This is a genomic window from Streptomyces bottropensis ATCC 25435 (assembly GCF_000383595.1).
GTDB lineage: Bacteria > Actinomycetota > Actinomycetes > Streptomycetales > Streptomycetaceae > Streptomyces > Streptomyces bottropensis.
Window position 1 is genome coordinate 5,896,930 of sequence record NZ_KB911581.1, and the last position, 17,309, is coordinate 5,914,238.

General features: G+C 72.5%; 14 protein-coding genes. 7 read left to right on the top strand and 7 right to left on the bottom strand.

Going from position 1 to position 17,309, the window contains the following annotated elements:
- Positions 1–295: 295 nt before the first annotated feature.
- Positions 296–1,789, bottom strand: coding sequence for an ABC transporter substrate-binding protein (locus STRBO_RS0126275; protein ID WP_005484016.1), 1,494 nt, complete (start codon positions 1,787–1,789; stop codon positions 296–298).
- A 70-nt stretch (positions 1,790–1,859) separates the two neighbouring features.
- Positions 1,860–2,414 carry a GNAT family N-acetyltransferase gene (locus STRBO_RS0126280; protein WP_020115097.1) on the bottom strand — a complete coding sequence of 185 codons (555 nt, stop codon included), beginning with the start codon at positions 2,412–2,414 and terminating at the stop codon, positions 1,860–1,862.
- Between the two features lie 214 nt (positions 2,415–2,628).
- On the opposite strand from STRBO_RS0126280, the gene STRBO_RS0126285 reads away from it, so the two are divergent.
- The 4 genes from STRBO_RS0126285 to STRBO_RS0126300 all read left to right on the top strand — a co-directional run bounded on the left by STRBO_RS0126285 (position 2,629) and on the right by STRBO_RS0126300 (position 4,849).
- Entirely contained in the window at positions 2,629–3,651 is a 1,023-nt protein-coding gene (locus STRBO_RS0126285) for a Ppx/GppA family phosphatase (RefSeq protein ID WP_020115098.1), read from the top strand.
- A 27-nt stretch (positions 3,652–3,678) separates the two neighbouring features.
- Positions 3,679–3,858 (top strand): hypothetical protein, encoded by a 180-nt coding sequence (locus STRBO_RS0126290; protein WP_005484021.1) that lies wholly within the window; start codon positions 3,679–3,681, stop codon positions 3,856–3,858.
- 209 nt (positions 3,859–4,067) lie between these two features.
- Entirely contained in the window at positions 4,068–4,547 is a 480-nt protein-coding gene (locus STRBO_RS0126295; RefSeq protein WP_005484022.1) for an anti-sigma factor antagonist, read from the top strand.
- Between the two features lie 110 nt (positions 4,548–4,657).
- Positions 4,658–4,849, top strand: a complete 192-nt coding sequence (locus tag STRBO_RS0126300) for a hypothetical protein (protein WP_005484023.1) — start codon at positions 4,658–4,660, stop codon at positions 4,847–4,849.
- Positions 4,850–5,048: 199 nt separating this feature from the next.
- Here the strand turns inward: STRBO_RS0126300 and STRBO_RS0126305 are convergent, their stop codons facing one another.
- Positions 5,049–5,483, bottom strand: a complete 435-nt coding sequence (locus tag STRBO_RS0126305; RefSeq protein WP_020115099.1) for a protease inhibitor — start codon at positions 5,481–5,483, stop codon at positions 5,049–5,051.
- Positions 5,484–5,987: 504 nt separating this feature from the next.
- On the opposite strand from STRBO_RS0126305, the gene STRBO_RS0126310 reads away from it, so the two are divergent.
- Positions 5,988–7,157: a lactate 2-monooxygenase gene (locus tag STRBO_RS0126310; protein ID WP_020115100.1), complete on the top strand. Its 1,170-nt coding sequence runs from the start codon at positions 5,988–5,990 to the stop codon at positions 7,155–7,157.
- A 46-nt stretch (positions 7,158–7,203) separates the two neighbouring features.
- Here STRBO_RS0126310 and STRBO_RS0126315 read toward each other — a convergent pair whose 3' ends face one another.
- From STRBO_RS0126315 to STRBO_RS0126330, 4 genes are all read right to left on the bottom strand, one after another.
- The gene (locus STRBO_RS0126315; RefSeq protein ID WP_020115101.1) at positions 7,204–9,096 is read right to left on the bottom strand and encodes a ricin-type beta-trefoil lectin domain protein; all 1,893 of its coding nucleotides are present in this window, start codon (positions 9,094–9,096) and stop codon (positions 7,204–7,206) included.
- Positions 9,097–9,640: 544 nt separating this feature from the next.
- A complete protein-coding gene (locus STRBO_RS0126320) occupies positions 9,641–10,018 on the bottom strand; it encodes a hypothetical protein (protein ID WP_005484030.1) in 378 nt (125 codons plus the stop codon).
- A 3-nt stretch (positions 10,019–10,021) separates the two neighbouring features.
- Complete coding sequence (locus tag STRBO_RS0126325; RefSeq protein ID WP_028796856.1) at positions 10,022–10,267, bottom strand: hypothetical protein; 246 nt, start codon at positions 10,265–10,267, stop codon at positions 10,022–10,024.
- Positions 10,268–10,392: 125 nt separating this feature from the next.
- Positions 10,393–12,636 (bottom strand): glycoside hydrolase family 9 protein, encoded by a 2,244-nt coding sequence (locus STRBO_RS0126330; RefSeq protein WP_005484033.1) that lies wholly within the window; start codon positions 12,634–12,636, stop codon positions 10,393–10,395.
- Positions 12,637–13,503: 867 nt separating this feature from the next.
- Between STRBO_RS0126330 and STRBO_RS0126335 the strand changes: the two genes are divergently transcribed.
- Entirely contained in the window at positions 13,504–15,918 is a 2,415-nt protein-coding gene (locus tag STRBO_RS0126335) for a SpoIIE family protein phosphatase (protein WP_078531608.1), read from the top strand.
- Between the two features lie 119 nt (positions 15,919–16,037).
- Positions 16,038–17,297, top strand: a complete 1,260-nt coding sequence (locus tag STRBO_RS0126340; protein ID WP_005484036.1) for an SLC13 family permease — start codon at positions 16,038–16,040, stop codon at positions 17,295–17,297.
- The last annotated feature ends 12 nt before the right edge of the window (positions 17,298–17,309 follow it).

Genomic DNA, 17,309 nt, shown 5'->3' on the forward strand with positions numbered 1-17,309 from the left:
AGCAGGGAGGCGCCGAGGGCCTGGACGACGGCGGGGGTGACCTCCGCGCCGGAGATCCACGAGCGGCCCGCGTCACCGCGCAGCAGCCCGCCGCACCACTGGACCAGGAGCTTCGACGGGCCCGCGTCGAGGCCGATCTCCTCGCGTACGGCCGCCAGGACCTCCGGCGTCGGGTCGCGTTCGGCCGAGCGCGCCTTGAGGACGGTGAGCGCCGGGTCCGTGTGCGACAGCCACGGCAGCAGACCGATGCCGCACAGCAGCGTGACGGCGAGCAGGGCCCGCCAGAGTATCCGTCTCAGCGCCGGGTCCCCGTTCCGACCAGGGTGCGCTCGTACGGGTCGAGGATCACGCCCCGGACCGAGGTGCCGACGCCGGTGATGATCTTCTGGTGGACGAGCGGGACGGTGGCGTCCGTGCCGAGGATCGCGGCCTCGGCGTTCATCGCCGCCTGCTGCCGCTTCGCGGTGTCGGACTCCTTCGCGGCGGCGGCGACGGCCCGGTCGACCTTCTTGTCGCAGAGCAGGGCGAGGTTGTAACTGCCGTCGCAGGTGAAGTCGCTGGCGAGGATGGAGACGGGGTCGCCGGTGTCGAGCAGGGAGTTGCGGGCGCCGACGAGGGCGTCGAACTTGCCCGCGAGGGCGTCGCTCTCCAGCCGGGAGTACTCGCGGACCTCCAGTTTCACCTTGAACCCGGCCTTCTGGAGCTGCTGTTGCAGCACCTGGGCGACCTCGGGCAGTTCGGGGCGGTTGTCGTAGGTGGCGATGGTCACGGAAGTGCCGTCCGGGGCGGCGGCCTTCGCGCGGCCGGCCGGTGCGACGCGCTTGCCGGCGGCCCAGGTCACGGCGGGTCCGAAGATGCCGGCTCCGGCGTCGGCGTAGCCCTCGTAGACGTCCTTGGCGAGGACGGAGCCGTCGACGGCCTCGCGGGCGGCGGCCCGGAGCTTCGGGTCCTTGAAAGCGCCGGACTCTGTGTTGAGGAGGAGGCTGGCCGTGCGGGTGGTGGCCGTCTCGCGCCGGGTGCCCTTGTCCAGGGTGGACGCCTGGGCCACGGGGACGGACTCGGCCACGTCGACCTGGCCGGTGCGCAGGGCGTTGGTGCGGGCGGAGCCGTCGGCTATGAAGCGGGCGTCGATGCCGCTCGACTGGGCACGGCCGCCCCAGTAGGCGTCGTAGCGGTCCAGGGTGGCGGCGGTGGTGCCGGTGACCTTGGTCAGCTCGAAGGGGCCGGTGGCCGTGCCGACCGGGTTCACGCGCTTCGCGCCGTATGCCTTGGCGGACAGGATCGCGAGGCCGGGGCTGGTGAGCCTGAGCGGCAGGGCGGGGTCCGGGTCCGCGGTGGTGACCCTCACCTGCCGGTCGCCGTCGGCCTCGGCGGTGAGGGTGATGCCGGAGAGCGCGGCGGTGACCGGCTCGGCCTCGGTGGCGTGGACGAGGGCGGCGGCGACGCCGGCCGGGGTGACCTCGGTGCCGTCCTGGAAGGTGGCCTCCCGCAGGGTGAAAAGCCAGTTCCGGTCGTTCTCACGGGTCCAGGACTCGGCGAGCGCGGGGGCGGGGGTGCCGTTGGTGTCGAGCTTGGTGAGGCCCTCGGTGACCCCGAGCCGGCTGAGGAGGGTGGCGTCGGCTCCGTACGGGGAGAGGTTCTCGGCGGGCGGGAAGGCCAGGGCCACCCGCAGCCGGGAGCCGTCGGAGGAGGCGCCGTCGGCGGTGTCACCGCCCGAGGCGAAGCAGCCGGTCAGCACGGGGGTGAGGAGCAGGCCGGCGACGACGCGACGGCGGCGGGGAGTGCGCATGGTCCTTGGTTCTCTGTGAGGACAGCGGGGGTGGCGGTGGTGCGCGAGGCAGCCTACATGAGAATGATTTTCATCCCGCGATGAGGGGGCCGGCCGTCTCGGACACCGGGATCTCGAAGTGCACGACCCGCTCCCCCGTCACCTCGCGCTCGTCACACACGGCCACGCCCTGCGACCGCCAGAAGGCCTCGGCGCCGGGCACCCCGGGGTCGGTGTGCAGATACACCGAGCGGTAACCGCCGTCGGCCGCCGCGAAGTCCAGCAGCGCGGCGACCAGGCGCCGGGCCAGGCCGCGCCGCCGGTGCTCGGCGCGCACGTACACACGGCGCAGCTGGGCGGTCTCACCGGACGGGTAACGCTCGGCCAGCCAGCGGGGGTTGGGCGGATGGGCGGGCCCCCGGGAGTCCAGCGCCCCGGTGGCGACGACCGCGCCGTCCCGCCGGTCGACCGCCACCAGCAGCACATGCCGGCCGGGAGCGACGTACGCGCCGAGCGGATCGATGATGTCCCCGTGCCAGCGCGGCACATAGCCGGTGCCGAAGTCGCGGTAGACGGTGTCGAGCATCACCGTTCGGGCGCTGTCGAGGTCACCCGGTCCCGCCACTCTGATGTCGTAGTTCTGCACCTGCGCATCATAGGCAATAAGGCTGATCATTCCGATCGGGAGTGCGCACGTCCACCCTCCGGCCGGCGTGACCCGCCGGGCGGCCCGGGTACCGCGCGATCCGCCCTCCGCCGGGCGTGCGCGACGGCGCCCGGGCGGCCGGTATGCGACCGCGTGCCACCGCCCGCCGAACGGGGGACGCGTGGGCGGACGGCTTACGGGTACGTCGTCGGTCATGCGGATGAGCGTGGTGGATGTCGGATCGAACACCGTACGGCTGGTCGTGGCGGACGCGGAGGGCGGTGTGCCGTTGCCGGTGCACACCGCGAAGTGGCGCCTGCGGCTGTCCGAGCAGGTGACGCCCGGGGGTGAGGTGCCCGACGAGGCCGTACGGCAGTTGTGTGTCGCGGTCGCGGCCGCGGCGCAGACGGCGCAGAGATGGGGGGCGTCGACGCCGCTCGCCTTCGCGACCGCCGTGGTGCGCTCCGCGCCGAACTGCCAGGACGTGCTGCGGGCCGTGCGCGCGGCGACCGGGGTAGCGATCTGTACCCTGCCCGGCGAGGTGGAGGCCGAGCTGACCTTCCTCGGGGCGCGACGCTGGATGGGCTGGCGGTCGGGGCCGCTCGCCCTGCTGGACATCGGCGGCGGCTCGCTGGAGGTGGCCTTCGGACGCGGCCGACTGCCGGACTTCGTGGCCTCGCTGCCGCTGGGCGCGAACCGGCTGACCCACGAGTTCTTCCTCGATCAGGACCCTCCGTCGCCGGAGAGCGTCAAGGCACTGCGGCGCAAGGTCCGTCATCAGTTGCGGGACGTCTCCGCGCGCATCCGCTGGGAGGGTCCGCGCACCGCCGTGGCCACCTCGCGCACCTTCCAGCAGCTCTCCCGGCTGTGCGGGTCTGCGCCGGGCCGGCACGGGCCCTTCGTGGAACGGGAGTTGCGGTGCGCGGACCTGGAGATCGCCATCGCGCGGCTCGCCCGCCTCCCCTCGGCCGAGCGGTCGGTGCTCCCGGGCATCTCGGCGCCCCGGGCGAAGCAGAGCCTCGCCGGGGCGCTGGTCGGGCACACGACGATGAAGCTCGCGGGCCTGAAGTCCGTGACGATCTGCCCGTGGGCGATCCGTGAGGGCGTGCTGCTGCGACACATCGAGGACGGCCCGGCGTGGTGGTCGGAGGTGACGCGGGACGTCGAGGCCACCGGGTCGGCCGTGTCGAGCAGAGCGGGCGCGGTGCCCCTGCGCATCGCCGCGCCGGCCCGCTGACCCCTCCCCCACCGAAAGGCACACACGATGACCCACCACGACGAGCGGAACGCCGACGAGACACCCGACACCGCCCTGGAGGAGGTCCTGCACGAGGCGGAGGAGGCGCAGACCCGCGTCACCGACCCCGAGAAGCGGCGCCGGGGCGAGGCGGGCGACGCGATCACGCCCAACGAACAGGCGCAGGAGGAGTCCCACCACGACTGACGCCCCCGCCGCCGACGGGACGACAGCCCGGCGCACTCCGGGACGACACTCTCCGGATCAGCAGACTTTGCCACCGTCAATACATAAAAGGGGAATTCACCTTTTCGAGTGCTGTAGATCTTGCGCACGGCTCGGAAGGGATGACCGGCTCCGCGCCGGGGTAGCTAACGGGATCTACCGCGCCCTACCCCTGACAAGGTGGAGCCGCCATGACTCCGGATGCCCACGACCGCGCCGCCCCCCGGCCCGAGGACGCGGCCGCCGGGCCCGGACCCGGTCCGGCCACGGAATCCGCCGACTCCCCGCCTGCCGCCCCGCCCGCGAACCCGTACGCGAGCACCCGCCGGATCGGCCCCTACACCGTGATCGTGGTCGCGGGCGAGATCGACGTCGCGTCGGCGGATCTCGTGGCCGCGCACCTGACGGCCGCCGCCACGGGCCCCGGCGAGCCGGACGTGCTCGTCGACCTGCGCGAGGTCGCCTTCTTCGACTGCTCGGGCCTGCGCGTGCTGTGCCGGGCCGAGGCCACGGCCACGGCACGCGGCGGACGGCTCCGGCTCGTCTGCGACCAGCCCCTGATGCACCGGCTGTTGCGCGCCGCCCGGCTGCTCGGCCGCTTCCCGCCGCTCGCGGAGCTGCCTCCCGTTCCCCCCGCGCCGCCCCCGCCGGAGCGGCCAAGTCTCAAGTAGCAGTTCAATGAAACGATTGAAGGACCGCGCCAGGCACACCCTCCGTTCCGGCGGACGCCGGCACGGAATCCGAGCGACACAGAAGTGACACGGAAGCGGGGACACGCGCAGTGAAATTTCTTCTCGAAGTCGACCTGGACGGCACGGACTGGGACGAGGGCACCACCGTGCAGGAACTGGAGCGCATCCTGCGCTACTGGGGCGGCAACCTCCGGCACTGCGAGATCAAACCCGGTGACGGCCAGCCCCTGTACGACTCCGGGCACCAGGAGGTCGGACGCTGGAGCATCGCTCCCGAGTGACCGGCCCCAGGCTCCCCGGCAGAGGTGATGCCGGGGGCCGGCCGCGGCCCCACTCCGCTTCGGCCGGCCCCCGGGCGGGATCATGTGGCACACCGCGACAGGGCTCGCGCTCCCCAGCCACGGGCCCTAGCTCATCACTCGCGGAACCACACGACCCCGGTCTGTCGGCCGCGCGAGGCGGCCTGGTCGTCGGGGATGCTCAGAAGGCGTACAGGACGCTCGCGGCGGCGTCCTTCAGACACGGGTTGGCGAAGACGCGCTCGTATGCGACGCGCTTGCCCTGCCAGACACCGTCCACGGTGACGACCACCGGGTCGTACTGCTTGTTGCACATCGCGTGGGCACGGCCCACCAGGGCGTCGAAGTCGCCGCCGCTGCGGCGGATCTCGGCGCAGGCGTCGACGGGTGCCGGGTGCGTGCCGGAGGCTTTCGGCGCGCAGGTCAGGGTGACCGCGCGCTCGGGGGTGACGGCCGCCGCGGTCTCGCCGTGGCCCGTGGTCAGCACCAGGGCCGAGGGGGCGTAGAGCCCGGCGGCGGCGGGCTCGGGGGCGGCGAGCGCGGAGCCCGTGAGGGGACCGCAGACGGCGGTGGCCGTCAGGGTGAGAGTCGCTGCCCAACGCGCGGTCTTCCGCATGATGTGCATCCTTCCGCTCTGCAGGAGTTCCCGGGCGGCCCCGTCACATCGGTCGTGTGTACGAAGCCGGCCCGGCCGGTGCCGGATCGGCGAGCGCGAGTCTGCCGGGTCCGGGACCGGAACACACATCGACCCCACGCGTTTCAGTAACTTTGAGTATTGAATCAGTGGCTCGAAGTCACGGAATCCGACCATGCGAACCCCGATTCTGAGCGGCTCCCGATCGCCCCGTGATCATGAATGGCCGGATCCACACGGCTGTGCAATAGGCCTGAAACATTCCGCTTCCGCTCACGACAACCGCCCGAACGGCCCCCGCACTGCCACCGCACGGCACCCGCACGGCACCCGCACGGCCGGGAACGCTGGACGATTCATCCATTTCGGCCCCGCGGAAGAGACGAAGCGCCCTCCCCCATGCGCGACGCTGGACGGCACCCGCCCCGCTCGTCAGGATCGTCGGCGACGCGGGGTGTTCTCGACGGCGAGGGGCAGGGCGGACGGATGGCGAAGCACTGGGCGGACTTCCAGTACGAGATCTACCTGGGCGGGATGAGCGGGTCCGTGCCGCGGCTGCCCACCGATCTGCGCCGGCTGGAGGAGCTGGCCGAGCACCGGCTCGGCGCGGGCCCCGTCGGCTACGTGGCGGGCAGCGCGGGCGACGGCGGCACGGCCCGCGCCAACCGGGCGGCGCTGGAGCGGCGGCGGATCGTGCCACGGCTGCTGCGGGACGTGAGCGACCGTGATCTGTCCGTCGAGGTGCTGGGCCGCACGCTGCCCGCGCCCCTGGCCCTGGCCCCGGTGGGCGTGCTGTCGATCGTGCACCCGGAGGCGGAGGTGGCGGCCGCGCGGGCCGCCGCCGCGCAGGGCGTGCCCTACATCCTGTCCTCGGCGTCCAGCACGCCCCTGGAGCAGGTCGCGGAGGTGCTGGGCGACGCGGAGCGCTGGTTCCAGCTGTACTGGGCGAAGGACCGTGAGGTCACCCGGAGCTTCCTGGACCGGGCGAGGGCCTCGGGGTACTCCGTGCTCGTCGTCACCCTGGACACCCCGCTGCTCGGCTGGCGGCCGCGTGATTTGGAGCGGGCGTACCTGCCGTTCCTGCACGGCGTCGGCACCGCCAACTACTTCTCCGACCCGGCGTTCCGTGCGGGCCTCGCCAAGCCGGTCCACGAGGACCCGAACGCGGCCGTGCTGCACTTCGCGGGCATGTTCGGGGATCCCGCCAAGACATGGCCCGACCTGGCGTTCCTGCGCGAACACTGGGACGGGCCGATCGTGTTGAAGGGCGTTCTGCACCCCGACGACGCCCGGCTCGCCGCGGACGCCGGGATGGACGGGGTGGTGGTGTCCAACCACGGCGGCCGGCAGGTGGCGGGCGGGGTCGCGGCGGCCGACGCGCTGCCGGGCGTGGCCCGGGCGGTCGGCGACCGCGTGAGCGTGCTGTTCGACAGCGGGATCCGCGGCGGCGACGACGTCTTCAAGGCGCTGGCCCTCGGCGCGCGGGCCGTGCTTCTCGGGCGCCCCTACGTCTACGGTCTCGCCCTCGACGGGCAGCCCGGTGTGGAACACGTCATCCGGTGTCTGCTCGCCGAGTTCGACCTCACGCTCGCGTTGTCCGGGCACCGTACGCCGACCTCGGTCGGCCCCGACAGCCTCGTCGGCGCGGACGCCTGACCGCGCCGCCGGTCCTCGCGCCCCCGCGCGCGAGGACCGCTCCGCCTCACCAGCTGAACCCTGTGAGGGGTTGCGGAATGTGGAGGGACGTCAGGGGACGTACCGGCACTGGGCCGAAGCCGGTGCCGAAACCGGTGCCCGAGCCGAAGCCGGTGCCCGAGCCGAAGCCGGTGCCGGGCCCGGTCTCCGTCGTCGTGGCGTCGGCCACCGACCGGACCGAACCGCTCTGTTCGGCCTCCGCCTCGGGGGACGGGCCCGGCTCCGGGGAGCCGGACCTCTCCGGTCCCGGCGCCGGGGAGGCGTCCGTCTCGGGCTCGCGGGTGACCGGCTCGGCCTCGGGCGTGGCGGCCTCGGAGCCGGAGACGGAGAGCGAGTCGGGGCCGGCGGCCACGCCGTCGGTGAGCCAGTGCTGACGGCCGGAGTGGTCCCGGACCTTGATGACGATGTCGGCCCGGGGGTCGCTGCCGATGGGGGCGAGGGCGAGCCCCTCGCCCCAGCGGGGCAGCAACTCGCCCTGCACGGTCAAGTCGTAGCGCACGTCGTCACCGCGCTCGGAGTCCTCGTCGGCGCACTTGCCGAGGACGACGACTCCGGCGTCGACCTGGGAGTCCAGGCACAGTTCGGGATCGGCGACACTGCGCAGCAGACCGTCCTCCTCGTAGGACCACTTCTGGGTCCAGTCGGAGTCGCACGCCGCGAGTTCGGTGGAGGCACCCTTTTCGGCCTTGCCTCCCTTGATGTCGAGGCACAGGTCGGCGGCCTGGTTGCGCAGCCGTGTCTGCTGGGGTCCCGTGGGCCGTCCGGCCGAGGCCGGAGGGGTCGGCGAGGCCGTGTCGTTGGTGGTCTCGTTGCCCGTGTCCGGCGCCGTGGCGACGCCTCCGGTGGCGCTGGTGGAGGCGGCCGGATCGGCCGCGCCGCCGTCGTCCGAGAGGAACGCCGCGCCGAGGACGGCCGCGAGCAGCGCGCCGGAGGAGACCCCGACGGTGATCAGGGCCCGGGGGTTGCGCGCGCCGGAGGTGAGCTTGCGGCGCTGCGCGGGGATCTGGGAGAGCAGGCGGTGCCGGCCACCGCTCCCCGGACGTCTGGAGGCACCCTTCAGCGGCATGCGGCCGGGCCGGGAGTCGAGATAGCGCCGGGCCCCCCAGCCGAGTACGGCCTCGGCGATCACACCGCCGAGTCCGCCCTCGAAATGGCTGAGTTGCTCGGCGGCGTAACGGCAGTAACGGCACTCCAGCAGATGCTGCTGGACATCCGGCAGCAGGGCTCCGCCGCGGCGAATGGGCACGTCCAGCAGCCGGTTGTAGAAGCGGCAGTCCTTGGACGGCGCGAGTTCCCGGTGGGCGCGGACGCAGCCCTCCCGGAATTTCTCGCGCGCCTGTTCCAGCGTGGCCACCGCGCTGTCGGCGTCCAGCCCCAGCAGACCAGTGGGTATGGTTATCGTTTCGGCTTCCACTTCGGTGTGCCACAACAGGCACTGGGAGACCGCCGGAAGAGCCTGGAAAGAGCGCTCGATGAGCTTGCGATTTTCGGGCGTCATGGACTTCGCCGCCCGCATACCACGCCCGCCGGCGGGCTTCCTCAGGTCGGACAGCACCTGGGAGACACCCTCGTCCGCGGACCACTCCTTGACGGTGTCGCGTGCGGCCACCAGCAGCCGGGGCCGCAGCGCGACGCCCGACTCGCCCCGCATCAGCCCGTCGAGCACCCGGTGGAACGCGGAGGCGGTCACCATCGAGGCGACACCGGACTGCGTGGCGAGACAGATCGCGGCGTAGTCGTAGGTCGACTGCCAGTGCCGTGCCATCAGCAGGGCGACGGGGTCGCCGGTGCCGCCCTCCGGCCAGCCTCTCAGTCGGGCGGCGAGAGTCTCGTCGGACTCCCCGGGCACCGGGCCGGGAGCGGGCGCGTAGGTGGGGCGGGGAGGGAGGGGGGTGTGCACAGAGCGGGTTTCCTTCCAAGGCACAAGATGGCACACGGAGTTGTGGCCGCCGAAAAGGGCCCTGGATTGGTGCGTACCTTTTTGGCGGGCGCCGGGAAAGCGGCCGGGGACCGGGCCGCGCAACGGCCGTCTCCCCAGAGCCTTTTGGGCCCTTCGGCGACCGGAAAGGCCAAATAGCCTTTCCAGCCGGGCCATTGCCCATGCGCAGGAAGTTCACCCTTGCACAAGTTACTCATGGCTAACAAGGCGCTAGAGCAACATCTGCATCACTAAAAGCAGGTCAGATGACCGGTACGAAAGCTTCCGCTTCGCAGAATGAAGCCTTCCGGTTCTTGAGAACTCAAGGACGCGAGCGCCCCGTGTGAACCGTGCGCACACCCCGACGGCACGCGCACGTTCCCCCGAGCAGGTCGTTGGTAGTTCAATCGAGGCGGCCCCCTCGGAAGGCCCCGCGCGGAACGGCGGCTCTCCCGCGCGAAACGGCCGCCGGCCTTGATCCTCCCGCCCTCGGCCGGCGGCCCCGGGGGCCGCGTCCGTCTCCCGCTCAGATCTGCCAGGACCGCAGCCGGTCCGCCGCCCCGTAGACGTCCGTCGCCCCGGAGAGCAGATCGCGCGCCAGATCCACGAGGGATCCGTACGGCGGGTCGATGCCGACACCGCTGACGAGCATGTACGACACGGCCGTCGCGCAGGCGAACCGGGCGTTGGCGGCCGGCAGGGGCTTGAGCACCGCGAGGGTGTGCAGCAGGGCGGCGGCCCGCCAGGCGGGGTCGGAGTCGACACCGAGCCGCGGGGGATCGACGCGGTGCCGGGCCACGGCGGCGACGAGTGCGGAGAAGTCGTTGATGCTGGGCTGCTCGGGCATGACCTCTTCGTGCCGCTGGAGCAGCCAGGGCACGTCGATGTGGATGACGGAGGCCATCGGTCAGACGGCCCGTCCTCGCAACCGCGCGGCGGGCTCGTCGTCCGGGAAGGCGGCGGCGAATTCGTCGGCGTGCGCGGTGAAGAACCGGCGGAAGGCCTCCGCGCCCTCCTTGAGCGCCCGGTGTCGCACTATGTCGGCCGCGGCCGCCTCACGCACGAGCGCCTTCATCGACGTACCGCGTTCCTTGGCGATCTGCCGCAGGTCCTCTAGCTCGCGGTCGCTGAACTCCACATTCAGAGCTGGCATGCGCCCACGGTACCTCGCGGGTACTTACCCGTAAATAGTCGCAGGTCAGCTGGCATGACCAGCGGTACCGACGAAGGCGGCCGACGCCCGGTCGGGGCGCCGGCCGCACACTCCGTCACAGGTGCTCAGGTCTGGTCCGCCACGAACGACGCCATGCGGGCCAGCGCCGCGTTCCAGTTGATCGTGTGTTCGTTGGTCGACCAGGACTGGATGTCGTCGATGTAGCAGAACTGACCGACGCAGCCCTGGAGTTTGCTCTGTGCGTAGGGATCCTGGATGCCCGAGTTCGGGCCGCCCGCGAGGGTGCCGGCCGGCGGGTTGGGCTGGTCCGGGTCGAGCTGGTGGGCGTACCAGCGGCTGTGCTGGTTGCGGGCGTCGACCTCGCCGTAGCCGGTGACGTAGGAGATGTTGAGGGCGTTGCGGCCGAAGAGGTAGTCCATGCTCTGCAGCGCGCCCTCGCGGTACTTGGACGCTCCGCCGATGTCGTACGCCGTGGCCACGACGACCGCGTTGTTCAGGATCTGGTGGTTGGAGCCCCAGTCGTAGACGTTTCCGTCCGGCGCGTACGGCATGCCGTACGGCTGGGACTCCAGCGCGGCCAGATAGCGGTCGGCGCCCTCGATCACGGACTTGCGGACCTTGTCGCGGCCGGGCAGCCTGCTCGGCACGGTCGCGAGGTCGAGCCGTCCTGCGGCGGCCGTACGGGCCCAGTCGAAGCCGATGGGGCCGAAGATGTCGGCGGTGTGCACCGGCGACGCGAGGACGTAGTCCTGGAACGCCTTCTCACCGGTGGTCAGGTACAGCTGTGCGGCCGCCCAGTAGAACTCGTCGGTGACGGTGTTGTCGGCGTAAGTGCCGCCGCCGACGCCGTCGCTCTCGGAGGCGTACATCGCGGGGTGCTCGACGGCCGCCGCCCAGGCCGTGCGGGCCGCCGCGAGCGCCTTGGTGGCGAAGGCGCGGTCGTAGGGGCGGTAGAGACGGGCCGCCTGGGCGGCGGTGGCGGCCAGGTTCAGGGTCGCGGCGGTGCTCGGCGGGTGCAGTTCGCGCTTCTGCGGATCGGCGGCGGGCATCAGGGGCAGACCCGTCCACTGCTCGTCGTGGATCTTGTGGTGGGCCATGCCGGCGAGCGGCCGGCCCTTCGGAACCTGCATCTTGAGCATGAAGTCCAGCTCCCAGCGGACCTCGTCCAGCAGGTCGGGCACCTTGTTGCCGCTCTCCGGGATGTCCAGCGAGCCGTCGCCGAGCTTCCCCGCCTTCCCGGTACGGGCGTGCAGCGCGCGCTCGTAGGTGCTCAGCACCTCCCAGGTGGAGATGCCGCCGTTGACCACGTACTTGCCGTGGTCGCCGGCGTCGTACCAGCCGCCGGTGACGTCGAGCCGGTAGTCGCAGACACCGGGCTGGCAGGGCACGTTCCCGTCGCCCTGGTTGGGCGCGACGTCGACATGGCCGGCCGCGCGGCCGTAGCCGGGGCGCAGCGCGTCGCTGATCGGGGTGCCGCTGCGCTGGGTGTAGTAGTACTTCAGCGAGTCGAGGCGCAGGCGTTCGTAGGCGCGCGGGTCGATGTCGAAGGGGCGGCTGGTCTCGCCGTCGACGACCAGCGTGAAGCCGGTACCGCGCTTCCTGTACGCGCCGAAGTCGATCGAGTGGACGTTCTGCCCGGAGGAGGCGTCGAGCCCGCGCGGGGTGGTCCGCCCGTGGGCGACGACGGTGCCCGAGGCGTTCCTCAGCTTCCAGGGCAGCTTCGCCGGGGCGTCGGTGACCAGGGTGGCGTTCTTCGGCCCGGCCGGCAGATAGGCGACCTGGTTGACGCGCACCCGGGGGCCGGTGTCGGGCTCGTACACCTCCGGCGGTACTCCGCCGAGCAGCGACACGTCGTCCATGCAGAAGGTGAACGGATTCGCGTTGCCGCCCACCTGGAAGCCGACCTGGGCCTGGGTGGTGTCGACGGGCGAGGTGAAGGTGTAGGTGTAGGAGTCGCCCGAGACGTTCAGCTGCGGGCTCACCTCGAAGTACGTGTCGTACGGGGCCACCGACAGGCCGACGATCGCCCGCGCGATGTTGCCCTGGGGGGTGCCGGACGCGGAGAAGGCGAACCGGTACGACTCGCCCTTGACGAGGGTGATGTCGTTCTGGCCGACGGCGGCGTCCCAGCGGTTGGTGGTGCCGCCGGGGATGTCGGCGCACAGACGGCCCTCGGTGAGACCGGCGGTGACGTTGCCGGTCGTCCACCAGGGGGCGGTGGTGGTGTCGAAGGTGCCGTTCTTGACCTGTTCGACCTCCTCGGCCTGGGCCGGCCCGGCGGGCAGCGCGGTGAGCGCGGCCGCCACGAGGGCCGTCAGGGCGAGCAGGCTGGTTCTGCGTCGTTTCACGTCTGGGCTCCTCGGGGGAGGTGGGGGCGCACAGCGGTGACGGGCGAACGGTGGTGCAGGAGACGACTTGAGCGTGGGAGCGCTCCCAGATGCGGACCTTGGCCATGCTGTTAGAGACATGACAGCCCGTCAACGGTCAGGACGGGACTGGTTTGCCTCCGGCTCTCCCGTACCTACGCGGCGTCGCCCTCCGAAGGGAGCGGACGGTCGGCCGATCCGTGCCGCATCGCGCCGCATCGCAGCGAGCCGGGCGCACCGCGCGACTCGCCCCGATGACGACTCGTCAGCGTGAGGTGGATGCGGCTGCCGCGCGGCGGGGCTCCGGTCATGGGGGACGGCGGCCCGGCACGGGCCGAGTCGTCGCAGCCGGGGCTCGCGGCGTCGGTGTAATCGCCGGCCAGGTCGAGGCCACCGGGTCGAGGCCCCCGGGGTCGGGGCCCCGGATCGGCGAGGGCGAGGCGCCGGTCTTCGCGGAGTGGGACGTCCGGTCCGGCCCGGGTCAGTCGGCGGAGGTTCACCCGGGGCGCCGCGGCCGTGCCGTCGGCCCAGGCGCCCGCGGCGAGCGAGGACCTGCGGGTGGCGGGCGGTCCGTGGTGGGCCCTTGTCGCACGGGCGGGGGGGCAGATGCGCGGAGCCAGGCGGCGCGACACCCCCTGCGCAGCACCCCCTGTGCGGTCACCGGCGAGCGTGACCCACGGGATCGGACGGCGGCACCTCCGGGATGGCAGGAGTCCCGCATGCCACTCGGCGAACACCGGCACGGCAGGACGCACGGGCATGCGGTTTCCGGTCCGCTTTCCCGGCGGAGCGCATAGGCTGGATTTCACCCGTAAGCCCGTTCGGTCCGGCGAAATGGAACTCGCGACGATGAGGAGCCGCAAGGTAACGCACGGTGACACTCCTGCGTATGCCCTGGACGGTGCCGCCACGGCACGGGCGGCCATGGACGGCGAGGGCACGATCGTCGAGTGGAACGAAGGCGCGAGACGCCTGTTGGGCTGGCCCGCGGCGGAGGTCGTGGGACGCCCCGCCGAGGAGCTGCTGGCCCCGGGCGACCCTCTCCTGCCACCCCCGCCGGGCAGTCGCAGCTGGAGCGGAACGCTCACCTTGCGTCACCGTGACGGCCGCGCGGTGACCGCGTGGCTGCTCGCCCACCAACAGGGCTCGAAGAACGGCGACGGCGACGGCAACTGGCTGGTTCTGTGTCCGCTGGACGATCCCGGCCCGCTGGGGCGGGACGATCCGCTCGCGGCGGCCGTCATGTTCCAGTCACCGTGCGCCATGGCCGTCTTCGACGACCGGCTGAGGCTGCGCGGCATCAACGAAGTGATGGCGGACGCGGTGGGGATGCCCGAGGACAACCTCCGGGGCCTGCACATGTCCGAGATCATCGGCGGGCGCCAGGGCGAGAAACTGGAGGGCCACCTGCGCGAGGTGCTCGCCGGCGGCCGGCGCAAGGACGTGCAGACCTTCCTGCGGGCCGCCGACGAGAACCGCGCCCACGCCTGGTCGGCCGCCATCGCCCCGCTCCTGGACGACGCCGGCGTACCCATCGGGGTCTGTGTCACCGGGCACGACATCACCGAGCAGTACCTGGCACGACAGCGGCTGCAGCTGGTGAACGAGGCGAGCATCCGCATCGGCACCACCCTCGACGTGGCGCGCACCGCCCAGGAGCTGGCCGACGTCTGTGTCCCGGTCCTCGCCGACTTCGTGAGCGTCGACCTCATGCAGTCCCTCGACCACGGCGACGAACCGCACGAGGGCCCGCTCTCCGCACCCTTCACGCTGCGCCGCGCCGCCCACCGGTCGGTCACTCCGGGCTGCCCCGAGGCGGTGGTCGAGGTGGGCCGCACCGACGTCTACCCGGCCACCTCACCACAGGCGGCCTCCCTGTCCGTCGGCCACACCGTCGTGGCGGCCGACCCGGCGAACACCCTGGCGGACTGGCTCGCCTGGGACCCCCTGCGCAGCGCGCGGGTCAAGGAGCTGGGCGTCCACACCACCATGTCGGTACCGATCCGGGCCCGCGGCACGACCCTCGGCGTCGCCGTGCTGACCCGCTTCAAGCGACTCGACCCCTACACCGCCGACGACGAACTGCTCGCCGAGGAGGTGACGGCCCGGGCCGCCGTCTGCATCGACAACGCCCGCCGCTACTCCCGCGAGCGCGAGACCGCCCTCGCCCTCCAGCGCAGCCTCCTCCCCCAGACGCTCCCCCGCATGCCCGCCCTGGAGGCGGCCTCCCGGTACCTCCCGGCGGCCCAGGCCGGGGTCGGCGGCGACTGGTTCGACGTCATCCCGCTGTCCGGGATGCGGGTCGCCATGGTCGTCGGTGACGTCGTCGGCCACGGCGTGCAGGCCTCCGCCACCATGGGCCGCCTGCGCACGGCCGTCCGCACCCTCGCCGACGTCGACCTCGCCCCCGACGAACTCCTCACCCACCTCGACGACCTCGTCGTACGGCTCTCCGCGGAGGCCGGCAGCGAGGGGGTGACCGGCGAGGTGGGGGCCACCTGCCTGTACGCCGTCTACGACCCGGTGACCCGCCGCTGCACCTTCGCCCGCGCCGGGCACCCGCCGCCGGTCGTGCTCGACCCGGACGGCCGCCCGATGGAGGTGGAAGTGCCGTCGGGACAGCCCCTGGGCCTCGGCGGACTGCCCTTCGAGTCCGCCGAACTCGAACTGCCCGAGGGAACCGTCATCGCCCTCTACACCGACGGGCTGATCGAGACCCGCGACCGGGACATCGACGCCGGTCAGGAGCTGCTGGCCGAGGCGCTCTCCGGCCGCACGGGCTCGCTGGACGACATCTGCCAGGGTGTCGTGCACTCCCTGCTGCCCGCGAACGGCGCCCCCGACGACGTGGCCCTGCTGCTGGCCCGTACGCGCGGACTGCAGGCGGCACAGGTCGCGACCTGGTCGATACCCGCCGACCCCGCGTTCGTCGCCCGCACCCGCCAGTACGTGCTGACGCAGATGGCACTGTGGGGCATCAGCGAGTCGGCGTTCACGGCGGAACTGGTGGTGAGCGAGCTGGTCACCAACGCCATCCGGCACGGCGTCCCGCCCATCCAGCTGCGCCTGATCCACGACGACACCACCCTGATCTGCGAGGTGTCGGACGGCAGCGGCACCGCCCCGCACCTGCGCCGCGCCAAGACCTTCGACGAGGGCGGGCGCGGTCTGCTGCTGGTGGCCCAGCTGACCCAGCGCTGGGGCAACCGGCACACCGAGGACGGAAAGACGATCTGGGCGGAGCTGACCCTTTCCGAGGAGTGAGACAGGCGCCCCGGGCCGCGTGAGAAGGGCCTCACCACAGGGCCGCGCGGCGCCCCGCCCGGCCGGGCGACTGTAGGGTGCTCAGGTCTCCGCGCCACTTACCGCCCGAAAGCCCTGCTGTGAACGCCGCCCTCGCCGAGGTCCTGTCCGTCGTCCTGCTCGTCGTCGTCCTCGGCAGCGCGGTCGCCCGCCCGTTCGGGCTGCCGGAGGCCGTGGTCGCGGTCCCGGCCGCCGGTCTCGTCGTCGCCGTGGGGGCCGTCTCCCTCGACCACGCCCGCGCCGAGGCCGAACTGCTGGGCCCGGTGCTCGGCTTCCTGGCCGCCGTGCTCGTGCTCGCCAAGCTCTGCGACGACGAGGGACTCTTCCAGGCGTGCGGAGCGTGGATGGCACGCGCCTCGGCGGGCCGGCCCCGGCGGCTGCTGGGCTCGACGTTCGTGCTGGCCTCCGGCATCACGGCGGTGCTCAGCCTGGACGCCACGGTCGTGCTGCTCACCCCGGTGGTGTTCGCGACGGTCGCCCGGCTCGGCGCCCGCCCCAAACCCCATGTGTACGCCACCGCGCATCTGTCGAACACGGCCTCGCTGCTGCTGCCCGTCTCCAACCTCACCAACCTGCTGGCGTTCACGGCGAGCGGGCTGACCTTCACCCGGTTCGCGCTGCTGATGGCGGCGCCGTGGGCGGTGGCCGTGGCCGCCGAGTACGTGATCTTCCGCAGGTTCTTCGCGGCCGACCTGGATGTCGTGGCGCCCGCGCCCCAGAAGCCGGTCGAGGCGCCCCAGCTGCCGATGTTCGCGCTGGTCACCGTCCTGTGCACGCTCGCCGGGTTCGTGCTGACGTCCGTGCTCGGGATCGAGCCCGTGTGGGCGGCGCTGGCCGGGGCCGTGGTGCTGTCGGTCCGCGCGCTCGTGCGCCGCACCACCGGCCCCATCGCGCTGCTGCGGTCCGTCTCGCTGCCCTTCCTCGCGTTCGTGCTGGCGCTCGGCATCGTGGTGCGCGCGGTGGTCGACAACGGCCTCGCCGACGCGCTCGGCCGCGTGATGCCGTCCGGCGGCGGTCTGCTCGCCCTCCTCGGCGTCGCCGCCCTCGCCGCCCTGCTCTCCAACGTGATCAACAATCTGCCGGCGGTCCTGGTCCTGGTCCCCCTCGCCGCCCCGCTCGGCACGGGCGCCGTCCTCGCCGTGCTCCTCGGCGTCAACATCGGCCCGAACCTGACCTACGCCGGTTCCCTGGCGACCCTGCTGTGGCGTCGCATCGTCCACCAGCACGAGCACGACGTGGACCTCGGCGAGTTCACCCGCCTGGGCCTGCTCACCGTCCCGGCCGCACTGCTCTCCTCGGTGGTGGCGCTGTGGCTGTCGCTGCTCGCCTTCGGAGGCTGAGCGCGCACGCCG